This is a genomic window from Polaromonas sp. (assembly GCF_043778355.1).
In the GTDB taxonomy this organism is placed as follows: Bacteria; Pseudomonadota; Gammaproteobacteria; order Burkholderiales; family Burkholderiaceae_C; genus Polaromonas.
In genome coordinates this window covers 1-21,092 of the sequence record NZ_JAYWHI010000082.1, presented here as the reverse complement: position 1 = coordinate 21,092, position 21,092 = coordinate 1, and the positions used below count along the sequence as shown (strand labels likewise).

The 21,092-nt window shown below is 64.5% G+C and carries 22 protein-coding genes; 9 read left to right on the top strand and 13 right to left on the bottom strand.

What is annotated here, in order from left to right; all coding sequences use genetic code 11:
* The 3 genes from ACH2CW_RS11985 to ACH2CW_RS11975 form a co-directional block, all read left to right on the top strand.
* A partial coding sequence (locus ACH2CW_RS11985) for a signal peptidase II (protein WP_395058390.1) occupies window positions 1-168 on the top strand: 168 nt, incomplete at its 5' end.
* A 209-nt stretch (window positions 169-377) separates the two neighbouring features.
* The gene (locus ACH2CW_RS11980) at window positions 378-2,042 is read left to right on the top strand and encodes a Na/Pi cotransporter family protein (protein WP_395058388.1); all 1,665 of its coding nucleotides are present in this window, start codon (window positions 378-380) and stop codon (window positions 2,040-2,042) included.
* Between the two features lie 18 nt (window positions 2,043-2,060).
* Window positions 2,061-3,296: a multidrug effflux MFS transporter gene (locus ACH2CW_RS11975; protein ID WP_395058386.1), complete on the top strand. Its 1,236-nt coding sequence runs from the start codon at window positions 2,061-2,063 to the stop codon at window positions 3,294-3,296.
* An 82-nt stretch (window positions 3,297-3,378) separates the two neighbouring features.
* Here the strand turns inward: ACH2CW_RS11975 and ACH2CW_RS11970 are convergent, their stop codons facing one another.
* The gene (locus ACH2CW_RS11970; protein ID WP_395058383.1) at window positions 3,379-4,203 is read right to left on the bottom strand and encodes an NUDIX domain-containing protein; all 825 of its coding nucleotides are present in this window, start codon (window positions 4,201-4,203) and stop codon (window positions 3,379-3,381) included.
* Window positions 4,203-5,198 carry a quinone oxidoreductase family protein gene (locus tag ACH2CW_RS11965; RefSeq protein ID WP_395058381.1) on the bottom strand — a complete coding sequence of 332 codons (996 nt, stop codon included), beginning with the start codon at window positions 5,196-5,198 and terminating at the stop codon, window positions 4,203-4,205. The genes ACH2CW_RS11970 and ACH2CW_RS11965 overlap by 1 nt, the downstream gene beginning before the upstream one ends.
* 155 nt (window positions 5,199-5,353) lie before the next feature.
* On the opposite strand from ACH2CW_RS11965, the gene ACH2CW_RS11960 reads away from it, so the two are divergent.
* Window positions 5,354-6,265, top strand: coding sequence for a DMT family transporter (locus ACH2CW_RS11960; RefSeq protein ID WP_395058379.1), 912 nt, complete (start codon window positions 5,354-5,356; stop codon window positions 6,263-6,265).
* Window positions 6,266-6,327: 62 nt separating this feature from the next.
* The gene (locus ACH2CW_RS11955) at window positions 6,328-7,401 is read left to right on the top strand and encodes an alpha/beta fold hydrolase (protein ID WP_395058377.1); all 1,074 of its coding nucleotides are present in this window, start codon (window positions 6,328-6,330) and stop codon (window positions 7,399-7,401) included.
* A gap of 49 nt (window positions 7,402-7,450) precedes the next feature.
* Here the strand turns inward: ACH2CW_RS11955 and ACH2CW_RS11950 are convergent, their stop codons facing one another.
* From ACH2CW_RS11950 to ACH2CW_RS11935, 4 genes are read right to left on the bottom strand one after another with little or no spacing between them, the layout of a single operon-like run.
* Window positions 7,451-8,308: a PA4780 family RIO1-like protein kinase gene (locus ACH2CW_RS11950; RefSeq protein WP_395058375.1), complete on the bottom strand. Its 858-nt coding sequence runs from the start codon at window positions 8,306-8,308 to the stop codon at window positions 7,451-7,453.
* A gap of 33 nt (window positions 8,309-8,341) precedes the next feature.
* Window positions 8,342-8,674 (bottom strand): thioredoxin family protein, encoded by a 333-nt coding sequence (locus tag ACH2CW_RS11945; RefSeq protein ID WP_395058373.1) that lies wholly within the window; start codon window positions 8,672-8,674, stop codon window positions 8,342-8,344.
* Window positions 8,675-8,677: 3 nt separating this feature from the next.
* On the bottom strand, window positions 8,678-9,193 hold the full coding sequence (locus tag ACH2CW_RS11940; protein ID WP_395058371.1) for a thioesterase family protein: 516 nt from the start codon (window positions 9,191-9,193) through the stop codon (window positions 8,678-8,680).
* A 33-nt stretch (window positions 9,194-9,226) separates the two neighbouring features.
* Entirely contained in the window at window positions 9,227-10,021 is a 795-nt protein-coding gene (locus ACH2CW_RS11935; RefSeq protein ID WP_395058369.1) for an SDR family oxidoreductase, read from the bottom strand.
* A gap of 37 nt (window positions 10,022-10,058) precedes the next feature.
* Between ACH2CW_RS11935 and ACH2CW_RS11930 the strand changes: the two genes are divergently transcribed.
* Complete coding sequence (locus tag ACH2CW_RS11930; RefSeq protein ID WP_395058367.1) at window positions 10,059-10,652, top strand: SH3 domain-containing protein; 594 nt, start codon at window positions 10,059-10,061, stop codon at window positions 10,650-10,652.
* Between the two features lie 9 nt (window positions 10,653-10,661).
* Entirely contained in the window at window positions 10,662-11,735 is a 1,074-nt protein-coding gene (locus ACH2CW_RS11925; RefSeq protein WP_395058365.1) for a M48 family metalloprotease, read from the top strand.
* A 275-nt stretch (window positions 11,736-12,010) separates the two neighbouring features.
* On the opposite strand, the gene ACH2CW_RS11920 is transcribed toward ACH2CW_RS11925, so the two are convergent.
* From ACH2CW_RS11920 to ACH2CW_RS11895, 6 genes are all read right to left on the bottom strand, one after another.
* On the bottom strand, window positions 12,011-13,222 hold the full coding sequence (locus tag ACH2CW_RS11920; protein ID WP_395058363.1) for a hypothetical protein: 1,212 nt from the start codon (window positions 13,220-13,222) through the stop codon (window positions 12,011-12,013).
* Between the two features lie 14 nt (window positions 13,223-13,236).
* The gene (locus ACH2CW_RS11915; protein ID WP_395058361.1) at window positions 13,237-13,992 is read right to left on the bottom strand and encodes a hypothetical protein; all 756 of its coding nucleotides are present in this window, start codon (window positions 13,990-13,992) and stop codon (window positions 13,237-13,239) included.
* A gap of 31 nt (window positions 13,993-14,023) precedes the next feature.
* A complete protein-coding gene (locus ACH2CW_RS11910) occupies window positions 14,024-14,596 on the bottom strand; it encodes a hypothetical protein (protein WP_395058359.1) in 573 nt (190 codons plus the stop codon).
* Window positions 14,593-14,892: a J domain-containing protein gene (locus ACH2CW_RS11905; protein ID WP_395058357.1), complete on the bottom strand. Its 300-nt coding sequence runs from the start codon at window positions 14,890-14,892 to the stop codon at window positions 14,593-14,595. The genes ACH2CW_RS11910 and ACH2CW_RS11905 overlap by 4 nt, the downstream gene beginning before the upstream one ends.
* Window positions 14,893-15,056: 164 nt before the next feature.
* Window positions 15,057-15,740 carry a lipoprotein-releasing ABC transporter ATP-binding protein LolD gene (gene lolD, locus ACH2CW_RS11900; protein WP_395058355.1) on the bottom strand — a complete coding sequence of 228 codons (684 nt, stop codon included), beginning with the start codon at window positions 15,738-15,740 and terminating at the stop codon, window positions 15,057-15,059.
* Complete coding sequence (locus ACH2CW_RS11895) at window positions 15,733-16,989, bottom strand: lipoprotein-releasing ABC transporter permease subunit (RefSeq protein ID WP_395058353.1); 1,257 nt, start codon at window positions 16,987-16,989, stop codon at window positions 15,733-15,735. Before ACH2CW_RS11895 ends, lolD begins: the two co-directional genes overlap by 8 nt.
* Window positions 16,990-17,056: 67 nt before the next feature.
* Here ACH2CW_RS11895 and ACH2CW_RS11890 point away from each other — a divergent pair, with 67 nt between their 5' ends.
* Together ACH2CW_RS11890 and recJ are read left to right on the top strand one after the other, a co-directional pair.
* Window positions 17,057-18,004: a hypothetical protein gene (locus ACH2CW_RS11890; protein ID WP_395058351.1), complete on the top strand. Its 948-nt coding sequence runs from the start codon at window positions 17,057-17,059 to the stop codon at window positions 18,002-18,004.
* Window positions 18,001-19,725 (top strand): single-stranded-DNA-specific exonuclease RecJ, encoded by a 1,725-nt coding sequence (gene recJ, locus ACH2CW_RS11885; protein ID WP_395058349.1) that lies wholly within the window; start codon window positions 18,001-18,003, stop codon window positions 19,723-19,725. Before ACH2CW_RS11890 ends, recJ begins: the two co-directional genes overlap by 4 nt.
* 301 nt (window positions 19,726-20,026) lie before the next feature.
* Here recJ and ACH2CW_RS11880 read toward each other — a convergent pair whose 3' ends face one another.
* Entirely contained in the window at window positions 20,027-20,698 is a 672-nt protein-coding gene (locus tag ACH2CW_RS11880; RefSeq protein ID WP_395058347.1) for a glutathione S-transferase, read from the bottom strand.
* Between the last annotated feature and the right edge of the window lie 394 nt (window positions 20,699-21,092).

Here is a 21,092-nt window from a genome sequence, read left to right as displayed (position 1 = left end):
GCGGTGGGTAATGTGGTAGACCGCCTGCTGCATGGTTATGTGGTGGACTTCCTGGACTTTCACTATGGCACCTGGCACTTTCCGGCCTTCAACATCGCCGATGCCGCGATCACCGTGGGCGCCCTCTGCCTGATCCTGGACGAGTTGTTGCGCGTGAAAAGAAGTTAGCCCCCACGCTTTCACTGCGTGTAATACGCTGCCCCCCCGAGGGGGCTGCGCGCCGCGGCTCCGCGCCTGCTGGTGCAGGCTTGGACGGCACGCAGAGGGGATGGGTCTCGCAGCCTGGCGGCCTGCAAGGCCTGCGGCTGCGGCCCCGGCTGGTAAAGAGGCGGACCCCCCTGTTTAGCCATACGCTCGCGTATAGTGATTCCTAGTTTATGAAGCATCTCTTGAATCTGCTGGCGGCCATCGCGTTGCTGGTGTGGGGCACCCATCTGGTCAGAACCGGCATCCTGCGCGTGTTCGGTGCCAGCTTGCGCCACATACTCTCGCGCAGCATCAGCAACCGCTTCAACGCTGCGCTTTCGGGCGTGGGCGTGACGGCGCTGGTGCAATCGAGCACCGCCACGGCATTGATCGTGTCCTCGTTTGTGGGTCAGGGGCTGATCACGCTGCCGCTGGCGCTGGCAGTGATGCTGGGCGCCGACATCGGCACCAGCCTGATGGCCGTGGTGTTCTCCTTCGATCTGTCCTGGCTGTCGCCGCTGTTCATCTTCTCCGGTGTGGTGTTGTTCATCTCGCGCCAATCGACCAACGTCGGGCGCGTCGGCCGCATCCTGATCGGCCTGGGTCTGATGCTGCTGGCCCTGCGGCTGGTGACGGACTCAACAGGCGTGCTGACCTCGCACCCGGCCGTCAAGGCCTTGCTGGGTACGCTCAGCAGCGATCTTCTGCTGGAGATCACTGTCGGCGCCGTACTGGCGGTGGTGTCTTACTCCAGCCTGGCCATTGTGTTGCTGACCGCCACGCTGGCGGCGTCCAACGTGATCCCGCTGGATGTCGCCCTGGGGCTGGTACTGGGCGCCAACCTTGGCAGCGGCCTGCTGGCGGTGTTGACCACGGCCAAGTCGGCCGTCGAAGTGCGGCAGGTCCCGTTGGGAAACCTGGTGTTCAAGCTGATGGGCGTGGCCATGGCCGCGCCGCTTATGGGTCTGTGGCTGCGCCATGTCCGCCCTTACCTCGGCGAGATCGCCACCACCGTGGTGCTGTTTCACCTGATCTTCAATCTGCTGGTCGGCCTGGTCTTCATCGGCTGGACCCAGGTCGTGGCACGTTGGGTCGAAAAATTTCTGCCGCGCCCGGTCAAGGGGCCCAAGGCAGGCGGGCGGCCGCACCACCTGGACCCCTCGGCATTAGCCACGCCCTCGCTGGCGATCTCCTGCGCGGCGCGCGAGGCGCTGCACCAAGCCGACATTGTCGAAAGCATGCTGATCGGTGTGCTGGAAGTGATCCGCAAAAACGATCTGAAACTCGCCGAAGATCTGCGCAAGATGGACGACACCGTCGACGAGCTTTATTCGGCCATCAAGTATTACCTGACCAAAATCTCGCGCGAGGCGCTGGGCGAGGAAGAAAGCCGTCGCTGGACCGACATCATCAGCTTCACCATCAACATGGAGCAGATTGGCGACATCATCGAGCGCGTACTGATCGACATCGAGGACAAGAAAATCAAGCCGGGCCGCAGTTTCTCGGAAGCCGGCATGGCCGAAATCTGCGAGCTGCACCAGCGCCTGATCGACAACCTGCGCCTGAGCATGAGTGTGTTCCTCAACGGCAGCGTGCGTGATGCGCAAAAACTGCTCGAAGAAAAAGCGCGCTTCCGTGACCTGGAGCGCGCCTATGCAACCACCCACCTGGGCCGGCTGTCCGACCGCACTACGCAGAGCATGGAAACCAGCTCGCTGCACATTGACCTGATCAGCGACCTCAAGCGCATCAACTCCCACATCTGCTCTATCGCCTACCCGATTCTCGACTCGGCCGGTGCGCTGGCCCCGAACCGGCTGCGCCAGAGCGTGCTGACCGATGAGTTGCGCTGACCGGTCAGGGCGCGGGGCATGAACCCCAACGCTGACCAGCTCTGGAAGGCACCGCGCTGGGCTCTGGCCGTGCTGCTGGCCTTGCTGGGCATGCTGGGGCCGTTTTCCATCGACACCTACATCCCGGCGTTCTCGGGCATCGCCCGCTCCCTGGGCGCCACGCCGGTCGAGATGCAGCAGACGCTGTCAGCCTACCTGTTCGGCTTTGCCTTCATGAACCTGTTTCACGGCGCGCTGGCCGACAGTTTTGGCCGCCGTCCGGTGGTGCTCTGGGGCGTTGCGATGTTCACCATCGCCTCGGCCGGTTGCGCGCTGTCGCAAAGCATCGAGCAGCTGGTGTTTTTCCGGGCGCTGCAGGGCCTGTCCACCGGCGCCGGCATTGTGGTGTCGCGCGCCGTGATCCGCGACATGTTTCCGCCGGCCCAGGCACAGAAGGTGATGAGCCAGGTGACGATTTATTTCGGTGTGGCGCCGGCCATTGCGCCCATCATCGGCGGCTGGCTGTTTGTGCACAAGGACTGGCACGCCATCTTCTGGTTTCTGACCGGTGTCGGCGTGTTGTTGTGGACGGCCAACTACCGGCTGCTACCGGAGACACTGCATGTCACGCAGCGCCAGCCCTTCAATGTCAAACACCTGATGCGCGGCTACTGGCAGCTCGGCGCCAGCCCGCGTTTCCTGCTGCTGGCGCTGGCCAGCGGCATCCCCTTCAACGGCATGTTTTTGTATGTGCTGTCGGCGCCGGAGTTTCTGGAGATGCACCTCGGGCTCGCGCCCACCGAGTTTTTCTGGTTTTTTGTACTGACGATTGCCGGCATCATGGCCGGCGCCTGGGTCAGCGGGCGCATGGCCGGCAAAATTGCACCCAAGCAGCAGATTCGCCACGGCTTTGTGATCATGCTGGTGGTGGCGGTCATCAACCTGCTGGCCAACCTGCTGTTCAAGGCGCATGTGTCCTGGGCGCTGTTTCCAATTGCCATCTTCGCTTTCGGCTGGGCCCTGATGGTGCCAGTGGTCACGCTGCTGGTGCTGGACCTGTATCCCGAGCGGCGCGGCATGGCCTCGTCGCTGCAGGCCTTTATCGGCTCCAGCGCCAACGGCATCGTGGCCGGCGTGATTGCACCACTGATCATGCACTCCACGGTGGCGCTGGCCGCCGCCTCGCTGCTGATGATGGGCATCGGCCTGCTGGCCTGGCTGTATTTGCACCACCGCTGGCCTGAAATCGGCCGCGCGGTGTCCGCCCTTGAGTGAGCCCTGTACTGTCATTGCGGGCCTGACCCGCAATCCATGCAAGCAAACACCCGTCGCTGGCAAGTGCCACCTGGATCCCGGATCAAGTCCGGGATGACGTACCAGAGCCAACGTCCAGAAAAGCCGCCTGTATCAGCGCAGCCTCGCTGGTGAACGCGCCGGCGTGCATCGTCTCCAGCATCTCGCTTTCGTCCATCAACACGAACTGTTCGACCTCGCCATCCTGATTCACCGGCATCTGCCCGTCCGGCACGGTGCAGTGGTACCAGTCAATGCGCTCGATCACGTAACCGGCACCGTGGCCGTCGTCGCAGGGACGGCGGATGTCCACGTGGCCACCGCGAACAATGTTGCGCAACTCCTCAAGGCGCAAGCCGGCCTCTTCCCAGGTTTCACGCGCCAGCGCACTGGCGAGCGTGTCGGCACCGCTGATCATGCCGCCCATCAGCGTGTCCCACATGCCGGGATCGTTGGACTTGGTCCAGGCCCGTTGCTGCACCCAGAAGCGGCCGTCTTCGGCCTGCCCGATCAGGTGTACCGCGGCGGTGGTGATGCCCAGCACGCGGACCACGGCGCGCTCGATGGTGCCGATACGCTGGCCCTGCGCATCCGCCACCGCGAGCTGCTCGTTGCGCCAGGCGTGGGCCAGGCCAGCGTCGTGCAAGGCCAGCGCCAGGGCACCCAGTGCTGCCGTCGGCTCACCGATCAACCGCCAGACGGGGTTACCCAAATGCTCCGTTTTTGATAGCCGTTCACGCCCGTCTGCCATGGGCTGAAGCCTGATTTGGCTTAAAAAATCAGGCTCCACCGAGCCAATCACCGCATCACCCACCAGCAGTGGCCAGCGTGGCCGCGCAGGCGCGAGTTGAGCGCTGGCGCGCAAGGCTTCAAGCCATTGCGGCTCCACTACAGCGTCAGAATGGTGCAGCCGGTGGTCTTGCGCGCTTCCAGCGAGCGGTGCGCTTCAGCCACATGGGCCAGCGCAAAACGCTGGTCGATGCGGATGGTCACCTTGCCGCTGCTGACCATGGCGAACAGATCGTCAGCCATGGCCTGGGTGTTTTCGCGCGTGGCCAGATGGGTGAACAGGGTCGGGCGTGACACGTAGAGCGAGCCCTTGGCCGCCAGCACACCGATGTCCAGGGGCTCGACCTTGCCGGACGCATTGCCGAAGTTGGCGACCAGACCGAAAGGCCGCACGCAGTCCAGCGACTTCAGGAAGGTGTCCTTGCCGACCGAGTCGTAAACCACCTTCACGCCCTGGCCCCCAGTGATCTCCTTGACGCGAGCGACAAAGTCTTCTTTCGCGTAGTTGATGGTGAAGGCCGCGCCATGTTCTTGGGCCAGCGCGCATTTTTCGTCCGAGCCGGCCGTGCCTATCAGTTGCAGGCCCATGGCTTTGGCCCACTGGCAGGCGATCAGGCCGACGCCGCCGGCGGCGGCATGGAACAACACATGGTCGCCGGCCTGCAGACCGCCCTGGGGCTGGGTGCGGCGCAGCAAATACTGCACCGTCAGGCCCTTGAGCATCATGGCAGCGCCGGTGTCAAAGGAGATGTCATCAGGCAGCTTGCAGACACACTTGGCCGGCATCACGCGCACTTCGCAGTAGCTGCCCGGTGGCTGGCTGGCGTAGGCGGCGCGGTCACCGGCCTGGAGGTGGGTGACGCCTTCGCCAACGGCCTCGATCACACCGGACGCTTCCATGCCGAGCTGTAGCGGCATCGGCAACTTGTAGACGCCGGCGCGCTGGTAAATATCGATGAAGTTCAGGCCGACGGCCTTGTGGCGGATGCGGATCTCGCCGGGACCGGGTTCACCAACTTCCACGTCCACCAGCTTGAGCTCTTCCGGCCCTCCGTGCTGGTCGATACGGACGGCTTTGGAGCGGGTCATGGCCATGATGAATTCCTTGAAATACGATTGAAGAAGGGAGCGGGCCTGCATCCTGCCACGAAACCGCCGCGCTTGCAGCCCGAATGTCGCGCCGCCCACCGCGTTCACCGGGCGTTCAGGCGGGTCGCGGCACGGCGGTCGGGGATGGTTACAGTCACAGCATGGCACCCGGACTGAATTTTCGCACCACCCTGCTGCTGCTGGTGCCGCCGCTGCTCTGGGCCGGTAATGCCGTGGTGGGCCGCCTGGTGCACGAGCTGGTGCCGCCCATCACGCTGAACTTCCTGCGCTGGGCGCTGGCCTTTGTGATTTTGCTGCCGCTGGCCGGCTGGTTGCTCCGGCCCGGCAGCAGCCTCTGGCCCCACTGGAAGCGTTTCGCGGTGCTGGGCCTGCTGGGCGTGGGTTGCTACAACGCCCTGCAGTATTTGGCGCTGCAGACCTCGACCCCGCTGAACGTCACCCTGGTCGCCTCCAGCGTGCCGGTCTGGATGCTGGCCATCGGTACGCTGTGTTTCGGCCAGCGCATCTCGCGCCGGCAGGTGCTGGGCGCGGTGCTGTCGATTGCAGGGGTGCTGATGGTGCTGTCGCGCGGCCAGTGGGCGCTGCTGATGCAGGTCCGGCTGGTACCCGGTGATGTCTATGTGCTGCTGGCCACGCTGGCCTGGGCTTTTTACAGCTGGATGTTGTCGCAACCGAAAGACCCGCCCGAGATCCGCAATGACTGGGCCGCCTTCCTGATGGCGCAAATGGTGTTCGGGCTGGGTTGGTCCGGTTTGTTTGCGGCCGGTGAATGGGCGCTGACCGACCCCCGCATCGACTGGGGCTGGCCGCTGGCCGCCGCCCTGCTTTACGTGGCCGTCGGCCCGGCCATCCTGGCCTACCGCTGCTGGGGCGTGGGTGTGCAGCGTGTCGGGCCCAACATTGCCGGTTTTTTCTCCAACCTCACGCCGCTGTTTGCAGCGCTGATGTCAGCCGCCTTTCTTGGCGAGTTGCCGCAGCTGTATCACGGCATGGCCTTTGTGCTGATCGTCGGCGGGATTGTGGTGTCGTCGCGGCGCCCGCCAGGACGGTAAAAGGATGTGCGACAGCGCAGGCGCAATCGGGTAGATTCTGTGGATAAACAAGGAGACAAAAAATGAACTTTCTGAAATCGCTGGCCCGCGTCATTTGCTGCATTGGCCTGGCACTCGCCGCTTTCTCGGCTGCTGCCGCCGACTACCCGGCGCCCCAACAAGGCAGCTGGGTCGTCAAAAACTTCCGTTTCCACACCGGCGACGTCCTGCCCGAGTTGCGACTGGCCTACAGCACGGTCGGCGCGCCGACGGGCGAGCCGGTGCTGGTGTTGCATGGCACCGCCGGCTCTGGCGCCAGCATGCTCACACCGGCATTTGCGGGCGAGTTGTTCGGCGCGGGGCAGCCGCTGGACGCCAGCCGCTACTACATCATCCTGCCAGACGCCATCGGCACCGGGAAGTCGAGCAAGCCTTCAGACGGCCTGCGCGGCGCCTTTCCCAAGTACAACTACGACGACATGGTGGAGGCCCAGTACCGCCTCGTGAAGGAGCATCTGGGCGTCAAGCACCTGCGCGTGATCATCGGCAACTCCATGGGCGGCATGCAGACCTGGATCTGGGGCGTGAAGTACCCGGACTTCATGGACGCGCTGGTGCCCATGGCCTCGCAGCCCAGCGAGATGTCCAGCCGCAACTGGATGATGCGCCGTCTCATCACCGACTCGATTCGCAATGACCCCGACTGGGCCAACGGCAACTACAGCAAGCAGCCGCGCAGCGCGCAGTTCGCCTCGGTGTTTTTTGGTATCGGCACCAATGGCGGCAACCAGGCGCTGTACAAGGCCGCACCGACCCGCGAAAAAGCCGACCAGCTGCTCGACCAGCGCCTGAAGGCACCCTTCACCGCCGATGCCAACGATGTGCTGCTGCAGTGGGACTCCTCACGCGACTACAACCCCTCGCCGGGCCTGGAGCGCATCCGGGCCGCCGTGCTGGCCGTCAACGCCGCCGATGACGAACGCAACCCGCCAGAGACCGGCATCATGGAGCGCGAAATGAAACGTATCAAAAACGGCCGCTACTTTTTGATCCCTGCCAGCGAACAGACCGCCGGGCATGGCACCACTGGTCAGGCAAAATTCTGGAAACAGCCGCTGGCCGAATTGCTGCAGAGCACGCCCCGAGCCGCCAAGTAAGCAAGGCGCGCGTGCGAGCAGACAGCCTCCCGCGCAGAGCTGCGGTGCGTTAACCCGCCGCCATGCGCAGCCGCCGCGCTGCGTCTTCGGCGCGCGCGTCGTCAATCTCGCGCAGCACACTGCCCATGTCCACCGGTGCGGTCCGGCGCTCGAAGCGACCGGTCAGCGGCGTGTCGACATGCAGCGCGCCGCGCTGGTACAGGTCCCAGATTTCCAGACCGTAGTCGGTGGCCAGCAGCTCGGGCGCGACCCGGCCGAAAAAATGGCGCAGGTTGTCCACGTCGCGCAGCAGCATCCGCGCAGCATGGTTGTTGCCAGCCGCATCAATGGCCTGCGGCAGGTCGATGATGACCGGGCCATCCACACCGTCCTGGTGGCCCAGCAGGATGTTGAACTCGGACAGGTCGCCGTGCACCACACCGGCACACAACATGCGCACCACCTGACGGATCAGCATCGCATGGTGGGCCAGCGCTTGCTCGCGGGTCAGCAACACATCGTTGAGGCGCGGCGCGGCATCGCCGCGTTCGTCGGTGACCAGTTCCATCAGCAACACACCGTCGTGAAAGTTGTAGGGCGTGGGCACCCGCACGCCAGCGGCGGCCAGGCGGTACAGCGCGTCAACCTCAGCGCTTTGCCAGGCCGCCTCCTGCGCCTGCCGGCCGAACTTGGTGCCCTTGGCCATGGCGCGGGCCTGGCGGCTGTTCTTGACCTTGCGGTTTTCGGTGTAGTCCACCGCCTGACGGAAACTGCGCTGCGTGGCTTCCTTGTAAATTTTGGCGCAACGCGTGTCGTCGCCGCAACGCACCACGTAGACCATGGCTTCCTTGCCGCTCATGAGCTGGCGTACAACGGTATCGATCAGGCCTTCTTCGATCAGAGACTGCAGTCGGGGGGGTGCTTTCATGGCTCTCATTGTGCCCCGCCGGGGCCGTGGCCTTCAGGCGGGCGGGTCTATGCTCGCCAGCGCCGCGGCAACAGCCGCTTCATGAGTCGGGCGCACCAGCCGGGCCAGCTCGCGGCCGTCACGCAAAAACACCAGGGTCGGCCACAGCTTGACGCCAAAGGAGCGGCCCAGACGTCGCCCGCTGCCATCCTCAACCTTGATATGGCCCACGCCGGGATGGCCGGCAAAAGCCGCGGCCATCAGTGGCTGCGCCGCGCGGCAGAACTGGCACCACGGGGTGCCGAACTCCAGCACGACAGGGCCCGGCAGCGCATCGATCTGCGCACGCTGCGGTTCGGGATCAGAAAAGCGGCTTGAAAACCCCATGGTTCAGGCGTGCAGGTCCTGCGTCGCAACGGCCAGCGTGTTGTCCCAATGCTGCAGCAAAGCCGGCTTGGGGCCAGCAAAGTTGCCCAGCAGTTCGGCGGGGGCGATGGTGAGCCGCCCTTTCTTGAATTTCATCTTCACAAACACGTCTGCGTGTATCAAGGCCCCCACCGTGAACACATGATGGAAATAAGCGCACTTGTCATCGGCATGAATCACCTTTGACGCCACCGCCACGCGGCTGAAAAGACGGACAGGCCGCGTGAAACGCACCAGTTGGGAGGCGTTGACAAAGCTGTAGCCCTGGCGCAGCATGCGGCCCACCAGCCCGGTCCTGATCACGTAATCCAGCTGCGCGGATTCGGCCATTTGCAGATAGCGGTCGCTCTTGAGTGTGGCGATGCCGGTGTCAAACGGTGTGACCAGAAAAGTCACCTGCAAGCGCGACTGCGGACGGGCGCTGCGGTAATGCCACAACGCCCGGATGATCGTCAGCAGGTTGCGCAGCAGGCCGGACATCAGGTGCTCTCGAAAAATCCGGGCTGGCCACTCTCAGTAGGTGCCGGGATAAGCCCCGCCGTCGAGCAACACGTTCTGGCCGGTCAGGTAAGCGGCCTGCATGCTGCATAAAAAGGCACACATCGCACCAAACTCCTCCGGCGTGCCAAACCGCCTGGCTGGAATGGTGTTGCGCCGCGTATCCATCACGGCATCGAGCGGCTGGCCGGTCTTGGTGGCCGCGCCCTGCATGGTGCCGCGCAGGCGGTCGGTGTCAAAGGCGCCCGGCAGCAGGTTGTTGATGGTCACACCCTGTGCCGCGAGTTTGGTGCGCGCCACGCCGGCGACAAAACCGGTCAGGCCGCTGCGCGCGCCGTTGGACAGGCCGAGGATATCGATAGGCGCCTTCACCGAGCTGGACGTGATGTTCACGATACGGCCAAAGCCCCGCGAGGCCATGCCGTCTACCGTGGCCTTGATCAACTCAATCGGGGTCAGCATGTTGGCATCGACGGCCTTGATCCAGGCATCGCGGTCCCAGTTGCGAAAGTCACCGGGCGGCGGACCGCCGGCATTGGTGACCACGATGTCGAAGTCCTTGCGCTGCGCAAATACGGCGGCACGGCCTTCGGTGGTGGTGATGTCCGCAGCAACAAATTGAACTTCAGTCCCCGCCGGACGGGCGTTGTCAGCCATTAATTTTGAAGCGGCAGCCTCCAGCACGTCAGCACCGCGCGCAACGATCAACACATGTACGCCTTCGCGCACCAGCGCCTGGGCGCAGCCCAGACCCAGCCCCTTGCTCGCGCCGCACACCAGTGCCCATTTGCCTGCAATACCCAAATCCATAATAATTCCTGCTTCATTTCCGTGAAAGTGTCCGGCCATGATACTGAGTAAATTCAAATACCTTCATGGGCTGGTCTCTTGCGCGCTGCTGCTGGGCGGCGGGCTGGTCCAGGCACAAACCGAAGCGCTGCTTGTCAAACGCGCTGCAGAACTGCGCGAGGCGCCTGGCGAAAGCGCGCGCAGCCTGGCAGCGCTGGCAGCCCGCACACCGGTGACCCGATCCGGCGCACGGCAAGGCGCCTGGATTCAGGTGCGCACCGCCGAAGGCGCATCCGGCTGGGTCCATATGTTTGACATCGGCTCCGCCGCCAGCGCCGCACCGGCCGGGGCTGGCGCCAACACCTTGCGCGGGCTGACCAGTTTTTTCAACAAAGGCAGTGCCCAGGGCGGCACCGTCACAGCCACCTCCACCGTCGGCATACGCGGTCTCGGTGCCGAAGACCTGGCGCGGGCCCAGCCCAACCCGGCAGCCGTCATACAAGCCGAGGCGCTGCGGCAGGACGCCGATGAAGCGCGCCAGTTCGCGGTCAGCGCGGCGCTCAGCAGCCGCGTGGTCGAGCCGCTGCCGGTCCCGGCGCAGCCTCCAGCACCCACAGCCAGCCCCGGCGGTTTTGTCAACAACAATAACTGAGGCACGGGCATGAACACATCACCGCTCAGCTTGCGCCGGCTCGCACGCCTCTGCGGACTGGCGCTGATGGCTGGCCTGGCCTGCGCACCCGCTTCCAGCCAGGACGCAGGCAAGGCGCTCAATCTGCTGGGCTCCTTCCTGCGCCAGGCGGCACCGGCCGAGGCGCCGGCCCAGCCGCCGCCAGCCTCGCCGGCGGGCATGCTCGGCAACCTGCTGGGCGCGGGGCTGGCGCCATCCGGTGGCACCCAGGCCGCTCAAGCCGGCAATCTGATCGGCCTGCTGTCGCAGTCGCTGGAACAGATCGACGAGCCGAAAGAAATCGAGATCGGCCGACAACTCGCAGCCGTGCTGCTGGGCAGCAAACCCCTGCACCCGGACCTGGCATTGCAGCGTTATGTGAACCAGCTGGGCCGCTGGATCAGCCTGCAGTCCGCGCGGCCACACCTGCCCTGGACCTTTGGTGTGCTCGACGACCCTGGCTTCAACGCCTTTGCGGCACCAGGTGGTTATGTGTTTGTGACCAGAGGCCTGGTGGACCGTGTCGCCGACGAGGCTGAACTGGCCGGCATCCTCGCGCATGAAATCACCCATGTCACCGGCAAGCACCATTTGCAGGCCATGGCCAAGTCGGCGCGTTCGGGCCTGCTGACCCAAGCCATCGGTTCGCAGGTCAGGGGCCAACTGGCTGGCGCGGTGTCTGCCCAGTTCCTGAGCCTGGGACGTGACCTGTACACGCGCGGGCTGGACCAGAGCGATGAGTTCGAGGCCGACCGCAACGGCGTGGCGCTGGCGGCACGCGCCGGCTTCGACCCCTACGGCCTGCTGGCGGTGCTGCAGCAGCTCCGCACCGCCACACCCGACAACCCGCTGTTTGCGCTGTCACTGAGCACCCACCCCCCCGCCCAACACAGGCTGGACCTGCTGGAGCAGGCCATGGGCAACCGCATGGACGCCCTGAGCGGGCAAAGCGCCATCACCGTCGCGCAGCGCATGGAACGGCTGGCAGCGTCACGCACGGCCAGCAATGCCGATGCGCCGGCTACTGCTGCACCGTCGGGGCGGCGGGTACCCATGAAGAAGTAAGGACCGCTTCTTCTGCGCTTGGGCTGAACCCGCCGAAGCCTTCGCAAGCTTGTGCGCTTGAGATGCTTCCCACCAGCCAGGGGTTGTCCGGCCGGGCGAGACCCGGCGAGTAGGCTGACCACGCAGCGGGAGTCACCGGACATGGATCCCGGATCAAGTCCGGGATGACAAATTATTTGCTATTCATTCAATAGCTGCTCACCCATACCGGACATGGGCTGGAGCCCGAAATTTCTTGAAAAAAGCGTGTTTCGCCACCCCAGAGCGCGAACCGCCTATGTCACATGACATTCCCGCCGCAGCAGCGCCAACGCGTCGTTGAGCGCGTGCACCGCATCACTTTGCAGCGTGGCCTGCGCCTCGTCCACGAAGGCCTCCCACAAGCTCGCATACGCGTCCTGGTGCTGCACCGGCGCATGGTCCACGATGTACTGCTGCGCCAGCGCCGGGTGGAAGCCGGACTTGCGGATCTTGCGCAGCAGCGCCGTGGCGCTTTTTTCGCTCAGCAAGGTTTTGGGCGCGGCACCGGCAGCCAGGCACAGGAACAGGGTCAGTAGCGAGCCATCGTCCGCATTGCCACCGGTGAGCTTGTGCCAGGCCGCCGACGCGGAGCGCTCATGGTGGTCAACCTCGGCCAGAGCGTCTTCGATCCAGAAGTAGCGGCCCATGAAGGCCGGGTTGCGATCGAACAGCGCGCGCACCGGCAAGGCGTTGTCGAGAATTTTGGGCGCGTCGGCCAACACCGACTGCCGCACCACATCCACTGCCGGCCGCAGATGAGCCGGCAATTTTTTCGGGACAGCAAGCGGCCAGGCTGCTGGCACCGAGCCATGCTTTTGGCGCAGGGCAGCGATCATTTTTTCAAACCCGACCCAGTCGGGCATCTTGCTGCGACCAGAACCCGCGACCAGCAAAGCGGTACGGATCACTGCCTCGGCATCCTTGCCGGCTTCTTCGAGCTCATCGGCATCCATGCCAAGTTCGCCGGCCAGCCACAACGCCGCATCCACCACCTGCGCCACCTGGCTGCGGCGGGCGAATTCGGCCTGGTAGTCGTAAAAGCTGCGCAAGGACCATTTGGCCAGCAACGGAATGTGCGCGTCGCTGAAGCCGCCGCGCTCGTTCATGCCGAAGTGGCTGTTCTGCGGCATGGCAATCAGGGCCTTGAGCAGGTCCGAGCCGCCCTTGGAGCGCGACAGCAGCGAAAAATCGCGCAGCGACTCGGCCGCCCGCTGAACGTCGCCATCACAACTGCTTTCAAGGTACAGGCTGATCAGGTTGACCATGCGGTCGCGGGCTTTTTCAAGCTCGGGACGCAGGAACTCGTTGCCGAAGTAGCGCGCAATCTGCACCAAGCCCTTGGGGCCCTCAACCCGCATGGCCTCGATTTTTTCGGGGCTGATGATGCCGTGTTGTACCCCGTGCTGCAGCGCCTTCTCGAAAAAAGGGCGCGCGTCGTAGAGCGAGACGGCGGAAGGCGATGGCATGGGCGTGCGCAGGTTCAGATCGCCGATTCTTCGTCAGATTCGCGCGCCGTGGGTGTGGCCTTGCCGCGGTCGGTGTCACCGGTCTCGACCTTGCCGTCGTCCTCGGCGTCATCCTCGTCTTCCTCGTCGGAAGCAGCCGCCTGATGCGCACTGACCTTGGCACGCAGCACCATCAACATTTCGATGAACAGGTCCGGCAGTTCGTAACGCAGGATCCAGGCCAGCTGCATCCAGTCCCGGTCGGCGATTTCATCCTGCAACACGCGCGGCCGCTCGTAGGCCGAGGCCAGCAGGGCGGACTGCGACAACATCTTGCCGTACTCATCGGCCGGATCGAAACTGCCGCTGCGCGCAAAACCCTCGACCCGGCTCCACTGGTCGGAAAAATAATCAGCCAGCGCCTCGGCGCCGCCGTCCAGGTCGCCAATCGCCGTCAGAAATGCCACCGGGTCCGCGTCTTCCCGGAAGATGACGGCGTTGACCATGCCGCGCAGATGCGTGCGGGTCAGGTCCTTGTAGAGTTTTTCGATCACCACGGCGCGGGCGAACTGCGCCGGTGACACCAGCAGGCCCACGACCGACTCGCGGGAGTTGTCGTACTCACGAATCACCGCCAGCACATCCTTGGGCGGCAACTGCTCCAGCACCACCATCAGCGCGCCATCGCCTTCGGCATCGGCCAACTCAACCAGGGCCGATTCGGCGCCGACGATATCGCCGGCAGCAATCAGGCTTTGGGTTTTTTCAATCAGCGCGAGGTATTGGCTCATGGCGACGTCACTTTCGGGCACATGTTTTACTTCAGTCTTTCTGGTCGAAGCCTTGCTGGACCAGCCAGTCGGCTCCGGCTTCCTGGCGGGTCCGGGCATCGCTGCCCTGGCCGCCCTCGCCATCGTCCTCAAAGATCACCAGTTCATCGTCACCGTCCTGATCGCGGTCTTCGTCTTCGTCCCCATCTTCGTCGCTGACGATGATGCCGGCAGCGACCGGCAGGCCGGCCATGTATTCCAGACCAGCCGTCACGACCAGAAACTTGTCACCGCCCGGCGCCTGGGAAACGATAGTGGCCAGATCACGGGCCCAGGGCGCCAGGGTGAAGCCCCCCGCCAGGCTGCTCCACGACGGAAAGCTGTCTTCACTCTGCAAGAGCAAGTGCTCCATCACGGCCTTGTCGGTGAAGTCAAAGCCCTGCTGAAAAACCACCGCCACCATCTCCGGGCTGATGTCCATCATCTGGACCAGAAAGCCGATCTGCTGGCGTTTGCTGGCCAGTCGCTGCTGCAGCACGTCGCGCCCCTCGGAGTCGAAACGCAGGTCATCGATTTCGGACTGGTAGGCCGAACGCAGGTCGAGAAAATAGGGGGAGATGCTCAAGGAATCTTTCGGTCAGCAGCGCTTGCCAGGGGGTTGAAATAATCAGTCCAGATGGCCCGCGCCGTGTCGATCGGGCTGTCGAGCAGGTTGCGGCGGCGGTTGTCGTCATAGGCCTCGCGTCTGTCCGCATCCGACAACACCTCATAGGCCTGCTGCACCGCGCGAAAACGCTCAGCCGCCTGGGGATGGGAGTTTTTGTCCGGGTGCCAGAAAGAAGCTTGCTGGCGAAAGGCTTTTTTGACGTCGGCCAGCGTTGCAGCGCTGTTCAGTCCGAGGGCGGTGTAATGGTCGGTCATGCGGGGGTGGCTTGTCCTGGACCGCTGGCAGGAAGCTGCACGGCATGGTGAAAAAGGGGGCACCGGGCGGACGCCGGGCGTCCCGAGGGGCTGAAGGATTATGCACTCGCGACCGTTTTGGCGGTCGGCAGCCGCGAATTGACCTTGCCGCAGGTCGCCCCGCCTTATTCCCAGGCCGACAGGCGCCCCGACACCAGGCGAAAACGCCGGCCGCAGCGCGCCGCCAGTGTTTCATCGTGCGTCACCATCACAAAGGCCGTGCCGTGTTCGCGGGCCAGTTGCAGCATCAGCTCGAACACGCCGTCGGCGGTGGAGCGGTCCAGGTTGCCGGTCGGCTCGTCGGCCAGCACACAGGCCGGCCGCGTCACCAGCGCCCGTGCAATCGCCACCCGTTGGCGCTCACCGCCCGACAGCTCTGCGGGACGGTGGTGGCTGCGGTCTTTCAGCCCCACGCTGGCCAGCATGGCCTGGGCGGTTGCCGCAGCCTGGTCCCGGTCCTGGCGCCGTATCCACAGCGGCATGGCGACGTTGTCGAGCGCGCTGAACTCCGGTAGCAGGTGATGAAACTGGTAGACAAAACCCAGGTGCTGGTTGCGCAGCTCGCCCTGCGCGGTGGGCGAGAGCGAAGACATCAACTGGCCCTTGAGCTCGACACTTCCGCTGGTGGGCGCGTCCAGCCCCCCCATCAGGTGCAGCAAGGTGGATTTGCCGGAACCGGAAGCGCCGACGATGGCCAGGGTCTCGCCGGCCATCACCTGCAGGTCCACACCGTGCAGCACGGTCAGGTCGATGGGCCCTTCGTGGAAGCGTTTGGTCAGGCCTTGCGCTTTGAGAACAACTTCACTCATACCTTAAAGCCTCTGCGGGGTTGACGCGGCTGGCGCGCCAGCTCGGATAAATGGTGGCCAAAAACGCCAGCACCAGCGCAATCACGGCGATCGGCATGATGTCGGCGTATTGCGGGTCGCTGGGCATGCGGCTGATCAGGTAAATGTCCTTGGGCAGGAAGCTGGCATTGAGCGCACGTTCCAGCGCCGGAACAATCACATCAATGTTGAGTGCGATACCCAGGCCCAACAGCAGGCCGGAGAAGGTGCCGATGACACCGACCATGGCACCCTGGACCATGAACACCCCCATGATGCTTTTCGGGCTGGCGCCCAGGGTGCGCAGGATGGCAATGTCGGCGCGTTTGTCGGTCACCGTCATCACCAGCGTGCTGACCAGGTTGAAGGCGGCGACCGCAACGATCAGGGTCAGGATGATGAACATCATGCGTTTTTCGAGCTGCACCGCGGCAAACCAGGTGCGGTTCTGGCGCGTCCAGTCGCGAATCAGCAAATCGCCGCTGAGGCTGCGCGAGAGTTCGGCCGCGACTTCGCGTGCCTGGTGCAGGTCCTTGAGCTTGATACGTATGCCGGTCGGGCCTTCCAGGCGGAAAATTTTGGCGGCATCGTCCTGGTGCAGCATCACCAGCGCCGAGTCGTACTCGAAGTGCCCGGAGTCGAAGGTGCCAACCACCGTCATCTGCTTGAGACGCGGCACCACACCGGCCGGTGTCACCTGGCCGCTGGGGGCAATCAGGGTCACCAGGTCACCCTCACGCACACCCAGCGCACGGGCCAGCTCGCCGCCCAGCACCACACCAAAACCGCCGGGCACCAACTTCGGCAAGGCGGTGTCCTTGAGGTCCACCGCGAGGTCGGTGACCTGGCCCTCCAGCGCGGGGTCAATGCCGCGCACGATGGCGCCTTTCATGTCTTCGCCGCGCGCCAGCAGGGCCTGCGCGGCGATGAAGCTGGCGGCACCGACCACGTTCGGATTCTGTTTGATCTCCGCCAGCGTTTGCGCCACATTGGGCAGCGCCGCACCGTTGGGCGCAAACACCTCGATGTGCGAGATCACACCCAGCATGCGGTCGCGCACTTCCTTCTGGAAGCCGTTCATCACGCTGAGCACAATGATCAGCGCCGCCACACCCAGCGCAATGCCGAGCATGGAGACACCGGAGATGAAGGAAATAAAACCGTTGCGCCGCGTGGCGCGGCCGGCGCGGGTGTAGCGCCAGCCCAGAATCAGTTCGTAGGGGATTTGCATGGTGCCAATTGTGGCATCAGGCCCGCAAGCCCTCCTGATCGCGCCGGCAATCCCGGACAATAGGCCCATGCCGGACAAACTTCATCTGATTATTGCCGGGGCCGTGCTGCCCCAGGACGCCAGCGAAGCTGCGCCGCCCCTGCCGCCACTGACACCGAATCTGCGCGCGCTGCTGGCGGCCATGGCGCCGGACGGCCGCATTGAATGCGGCGAGGACGACCCGTCCACGCCCTTTGAACGAGCACTCGCACAGGCCCATGCACTGCCGGGGGCTCCTGGCGAGATTCCCTGGGCGGCTTTTGAAACCGGCAGCATCGGCCTGCCCTGCGCCTTCGTCACGCTGTGCCATTGGCAGGTCGGCGCCGACCATGTGCGGCTCTCCCCACCCGAAGACCTGGCCCTCGACCCGGACAGCGCCAGCGCGCTGCTGGTCGCCATGGCGCCCTACTTTCTCGAAGACGGCATCACGCTTGCGCCCCATGGCCAACTGCCCGGTACCTGGCTGGCCACCGGCGAGGTGTTTCGCGGCCTGCGCAGCGTCTCGATGCACACCCTGCTGGGACGGCACCTGACACGCTCACTGCTGGATGGCGCCGGCACGCCGGCCGCCACCCTGCGCCGCCTGCAAAACGAGATGCAGATGCTGCTCTACACCCAGCCGGTCAACGAAGCGCGGCAGCTGCGGGGCCTGGCGCCGGTCAACTCGTTCTGGGTCAGCGGTGCCGGTGTGCTGGACCATGCCATCACCCCTGCCAGCGAGGTGCAGGTGGAGTTGCGCCTGCAGGCGCCCGCCTTGCGCCGCGATGCGGCCGCGCATGCGCAGGCCTGGCAAGACGTGGACGCCGACGCCTGCGCTGCGCTGCTGGCCGTTCTGCGTGCTGGTGGCAAAGCGCGGCTGACACTGTGCGGCGGTCGGGCAGCGCAGAGTTTTGTACCGGCGGAAATCGGCCTCTGGCCCCGGTTCAAGCGTGTTTCAGGCCTCCAGCCCACGTGGGACGGGCGTGAACAGCTATGAAAATCATAGTACGTGAAGCCCCGCCGCGCAGCGTCTGGGCGCTGGAGCAGGCCGGCGTGCACCCCCTGCTGGCGCAGCTTTACGCTGCGCGCGGCGTGTTGACCGCCGACGAACTGGACGACGGCCTGGCCCGGCTGCTGCCGCCGGTATCGATGAAAGGCACGTTGGAGGCGGCCGTGCTGCTGGCCGATGCGATGGCCGTCAACAAAAAAATCTGCGTGGTGGCCGACTACGACTGCGATGGCGCCACCGCCTGTGCGGTTGCACTGCGCGGCCTGCGCCTGCTGGGCGCAAGCCAGGTCAGCTACATCGTGCCGGACCGGGTGGTGGACGGCTATGGTCTGACCGCGCCGATTGCCGAACGTGTCAGGGCCACGGGCGCGGACATCCTGGTCACGGTGGACAACGGCATTGCCAGCCTGGACGGCGTGGCGCGTGCGCGTGCGCTGGGCATGCAGGTGCTGGTGACCGATCACCACCTGCCGGCGCTGAAGGACGGCGCCATCGTGCTGCCGGATGCCGACGTGATCGTCAATCCCAACCAGCCCGGCTGCGCTTTTGAAAGCAAATCGATGGCCGGCGTCGGTGTGATGTTTTATGTGCTGCTGGCCCTGCGCGCCGAACTGCGTACACGAGGTGTGTTTGATGCCGCCACACAGCCCAAGCTCGATGCCTTGCTGCCCCTCGTCGCGCTCGGCACCGTCGCCGACGTGGTCAAACTCGATGCCAACAACCGCCGCCTGGTGGCGCAGGGGCTCAAACGCATACGCAGCGGCGCGCTGCCGGCCGGCCTGGCGGCGCTGTTCTCGGCAGCCGGTCGTGTCGCTGCGTTGGCCACCAGCTTCGACTTCGGCTTTGCTGTCGGCCCGCGCATCAACGCCGCCGGCCGCCTCAGCGACATGACCCTGGGCATTGAGTGCCTGCTGACTGACGACGCGGGCCGCGCCGACGCGTTGGCGAAAACGCTGGACGGCATCAACCGCGAGCGTCGCGACATTGAGGCCGGCATGCGCGAGCAGGCGCAGTACGCGGCCGACGCGATGATTGACGAGGATGAAGTGCCGCCACCGGCCATCGCGATCTTCGACCCGGACTTTCACGAGGGTGTGGTCGGCATCGTGGCCTCGCGCATCAAGGACAAGTTACACCGCCCGACCTTTGTGTTTGCCGCCAGTCAGGCGCCGGGCCGCGAGCACGAGCTCAAGGGCTCCGGCCGTTCGATTGCTGGCTTTCACCTTCGCGACGCGCTGGACCTGGTGGCCAAGCGCCATCCCGGCGTGTTGCTGCGTTTCGGCGGCCACGCCATGGCGGCCGGCTGCACTATCAACGAGGAGCAGTTCGAAGTCTTCGAGCAGGCGCTGCAGCAGGTGGCGCACGAATGGCTGGATGCCGCGACGCTGACGCGCCGGCTCGACACCGACGGCCCGCTGGCGCCGCAGTACCGCCGCGCCGACCTGGTGGACACGCTGCACAAGGAGGTCTGGGGTCAGGGTTTTGCCGCACCGACATTCAGCGAGGAAGTGGAAGTCGTGTCGCAGCGCCTGGTGGGTGAAAAACACCTGGCGCTCAAACTCAAACACCAGGGCCAGCCGGTGGACGGTATCTGGTTCGGCCACACCGAGTCGCTGCCGGCACGCGTGAAACTGGCGTTCAGGCTGGATGCCGACGAGTGGCAGGGTGTCAAACGGGTGCGTTTTCTGGTGGAAGCTGCGGAGCTTTAGGGAAGCGCTTTTGTCCGACGGCGCCTGGCAGGCAGGGCCTACAGCCGTGGACCCCGCTTCCCGCCAAGATCAAGTGTCAGAAGGCAAGCCAGTCCGGCACGCCAACAAAAACACCAGAGGACACCATGAACACCATCATTTACATCGTCGGCCTGATCGTCATCATCGGCTTCATCCTGTCTTATTTCGGCTTTCGCTGAAATTCAAGACACCTGGAATTAGAGAGATTTATGCCTCCAGCCCTTGGCTGGCGGGCGTAAGCAGCTACTGATTTTGTAGCGTCCAAATCTTCCTATCGCACTCAGGTGAGTATCGAATATTCGCCGCCACGCTCAATGGCGCGCTGGTAGGCCGGACGCGCGTGAATACGTTGCAGAAAATTCATCAGCCTTGGCCGGCCCGCATCCAATCCGCCGCGTGCGGCTGCAGCCTCCAGCGGAAAACTCAACTGGATGTCGGCGCCGGTGAATTCATCCCCGGCAAACCACGCACCTTTTCCGAGTACACCTTCGAGGTAATCGAGGTGCTGTGTGATCTGCGGCACGATGAAACTGCTCTTGGTCTTGCTGCTGATGGCTTTGGCAATCGGTTTGACAAAAAACGGCATCGGCGCGGTTTCAATCTTGTCGAACACCAGCTTGAGCAGCAGGGGCGACATCGCCGAGCCCTCGGCATAGTGCAGCCAGTAGGTGTAGCGCAAACGCTCTGCCGTCCCCGCTGCCGGTGCCAGCCGACCGGCGCCATAACGCTCAATCAGGTAGTCCACAATCGCGCCCGACTCGGCCACCGTCAGATCCCCATCGGTGATCACCGGCGACTTGCCCAGCGGATGCACGGCGCGCAAGGAAGCTGGCGCCAGCATGGTTTTCGGGTTCCGCTCGTAACGCTTGATCTCGTAGTCCAGCCCCAGCTCCTCGAGCAGCCAGACAATACGTTGTGAGCGGGAATGGTTGAGGTGGTGCACGGTGATCATGAAACGTCCAGTCAGGGTTGTCGGGGAAACGAGTTGACATGGTAGCGCCGTGGCGCGCGGGCGGTCCAGCCGGACAGCCCCGACCAGCAGACGCTGGCAAGCCCCAGCACCCGGTTCTGCCTCAGCCAGCAGGACTGAACTCCCCACTCCCAACCCCCGCCCTTCCCTCGCCCCGCTGAGCGAGAGAAAGGAGCCTCATTTGGCCGCGTGCGCTGCTCTCGCGTGCACACATGACGGTCTGTTGGGATTCCCGCATTAGTTTCTCCCCACCCGCCGGGCTGGGCCGAGGAGCACGGGCAAAAGCGGATCAGGGCTTGCGATTGTCTGAGGTTCTATATTTTTCGTCAAACTGGCTTGGGCACCAATCGCGTCGGATCGAACACCTCGTTGCCTT

What these genes read in the sequence shown, in the direction of transcription:
- ACH2CW_RS11980 (WP_395058388.1), top strand. Translation starts at nt 378, where the DNA reads ATGAAGCATCTCTTGAATCTGCTGGCGGCCATCGCGTTGCTGGTGTGG.
- ACH2CW_RS11975 (WP_395058386.1), top strand. Translation starts at nt 2,061, where the DNA reads ATGAACCCCAACGCTGACCAGCTCTGGAAGGCACCGCGCTGGGCTCTG.
- ACH2CW_RS11965 (WP_395058381.1), bottom strand. Translation starts at nt 5,198, where the DNA reads ATGGCCATGACCCGCTCCAAAGCCGTCCGTATCGACCAGCACGGAGGG.
- ACH2CW_RS11960 (WP_395058379.1), top strand. Translation starts at nt 5,354, where the DNA reads ATGGCACCCGGACTGAATTTTCGCACCACCCTGCTGCTGCTGGTGCCG.
- ACH2CW_RS11955 (WP_395058377.1), top strand. Translation starts at nt 6,328, where the DNA reads ATGAACTTTCTGAAATCGCTGGCCCGCGTCATTTGCTGCATTGGCCTG.
- ACH2CW_RS11950 (WP_395058375.1), bottom strand. Translation starts at nt 8,308, where the DNA reads ATGAAAGCACCCCCCCGACTGCAGTCTCTGATCGAAGAAGGCCTGATC.
- ACH2CW_RS11945 (WP_395058373.1), bottom strand. Translation starts at nt 8,674, where the DNA reads ATGGGGTTTTCAAGCCGCTTTTCTGATCCCGAACCGCAGCGTGCGCAG.
- ACH2CW_RS11940 (WP_395058371.1), bottom strand. Translation starts at nt 9,193, where the DNA reads ATGTCCGGCCTGCTGCGCAACCTGCTGACGATCATCCGGGCGTTGTGG.
- ACH2CW_RS11935 (WP_395058369.1), bottom strand. Translation starts at nt 10,021, where the DNA reads ATGGATTTGGGTATTGCAGGCAAATGGGCACTGGTGTGCGGCGCGAGC.
- ACH2CW_RS11930 (WP_395058367.1), top strand. Translation starts at nt 10,059, where the DNA reads ATGATACTGAGTAAATTCAAATACCTTCATGGGCTGGTCTCTTGCGCG.
- ACH2CW_RS11925 (WP_395058365.1), top strand. Translation starts at nt 10,662, where the DNA reads ATGAACACATCACCGCTCAGCTTGCGCCGGCTCGCACGCCTCTGCGGA.
- ACH2CW_RS11920 (WP_395058363.1), bottom strand. Translation starts at nt 13,222, where the DNA reads ATGCCATCGCCTTCCGCCGTCTCGCTCTACGACGCGCGCCCTTTTTTC.
- ACH2CW_RS11915 (WP_395058361.1), bottom strand. Translation starts at nt 13,992, where the DNA reads ATGAGCCAATACCTCGCGCTGATTGAAAAAACCCAAAGCCTGATTGCT.
- ACH2CW_RS11905 (WP_395058357.1), bottom strand. Translation starts at nt 14,892, where the DNA reads ATGACCGACCATTACACCGCCCTCGGACTGAACAGCGCTGCAACGCTG.
- lolD (WP_395058355.1), bottom strand. Translation starts at nt 15,740, where the DNA reads ATGAGTGAAGTTGTTCTCAAAGCGCAAGGCCTGACCAAACGCTTCCAC.
- ACH2CW_RS11895 (WP_395058353.1), bottom strand. Translation starts at nt 16,989, where the DNA reads ATGCAAATCCCCTACGAACTGATTCTGGGCTGGCGCTACACCCGCGCC.
- ACH2CW_RS11890 (WP_395058351.1), top strand. Translation starts at nt 17,057, where the DNA reads ATGCCGGACAAACTTCATCTGATTATTGCCGGGGCCGTGCTGCCCCAG.
- recJ (WP_395058349.1), top strand. Translation starts at nt 18,001, where the DNA reads ATGAAAATCATAGTACGTGAAGCCCCGCCGCGCAGCGTCTGGGCGCTG.
- ACH2CW_RS11880 (WP_395058347.1), bottom strand. Translation starts at nt 20,698, where the DNA reads ATGATCACCGTGCACCACCTCAACCATTCCCGCTCACAACGTATTGTC.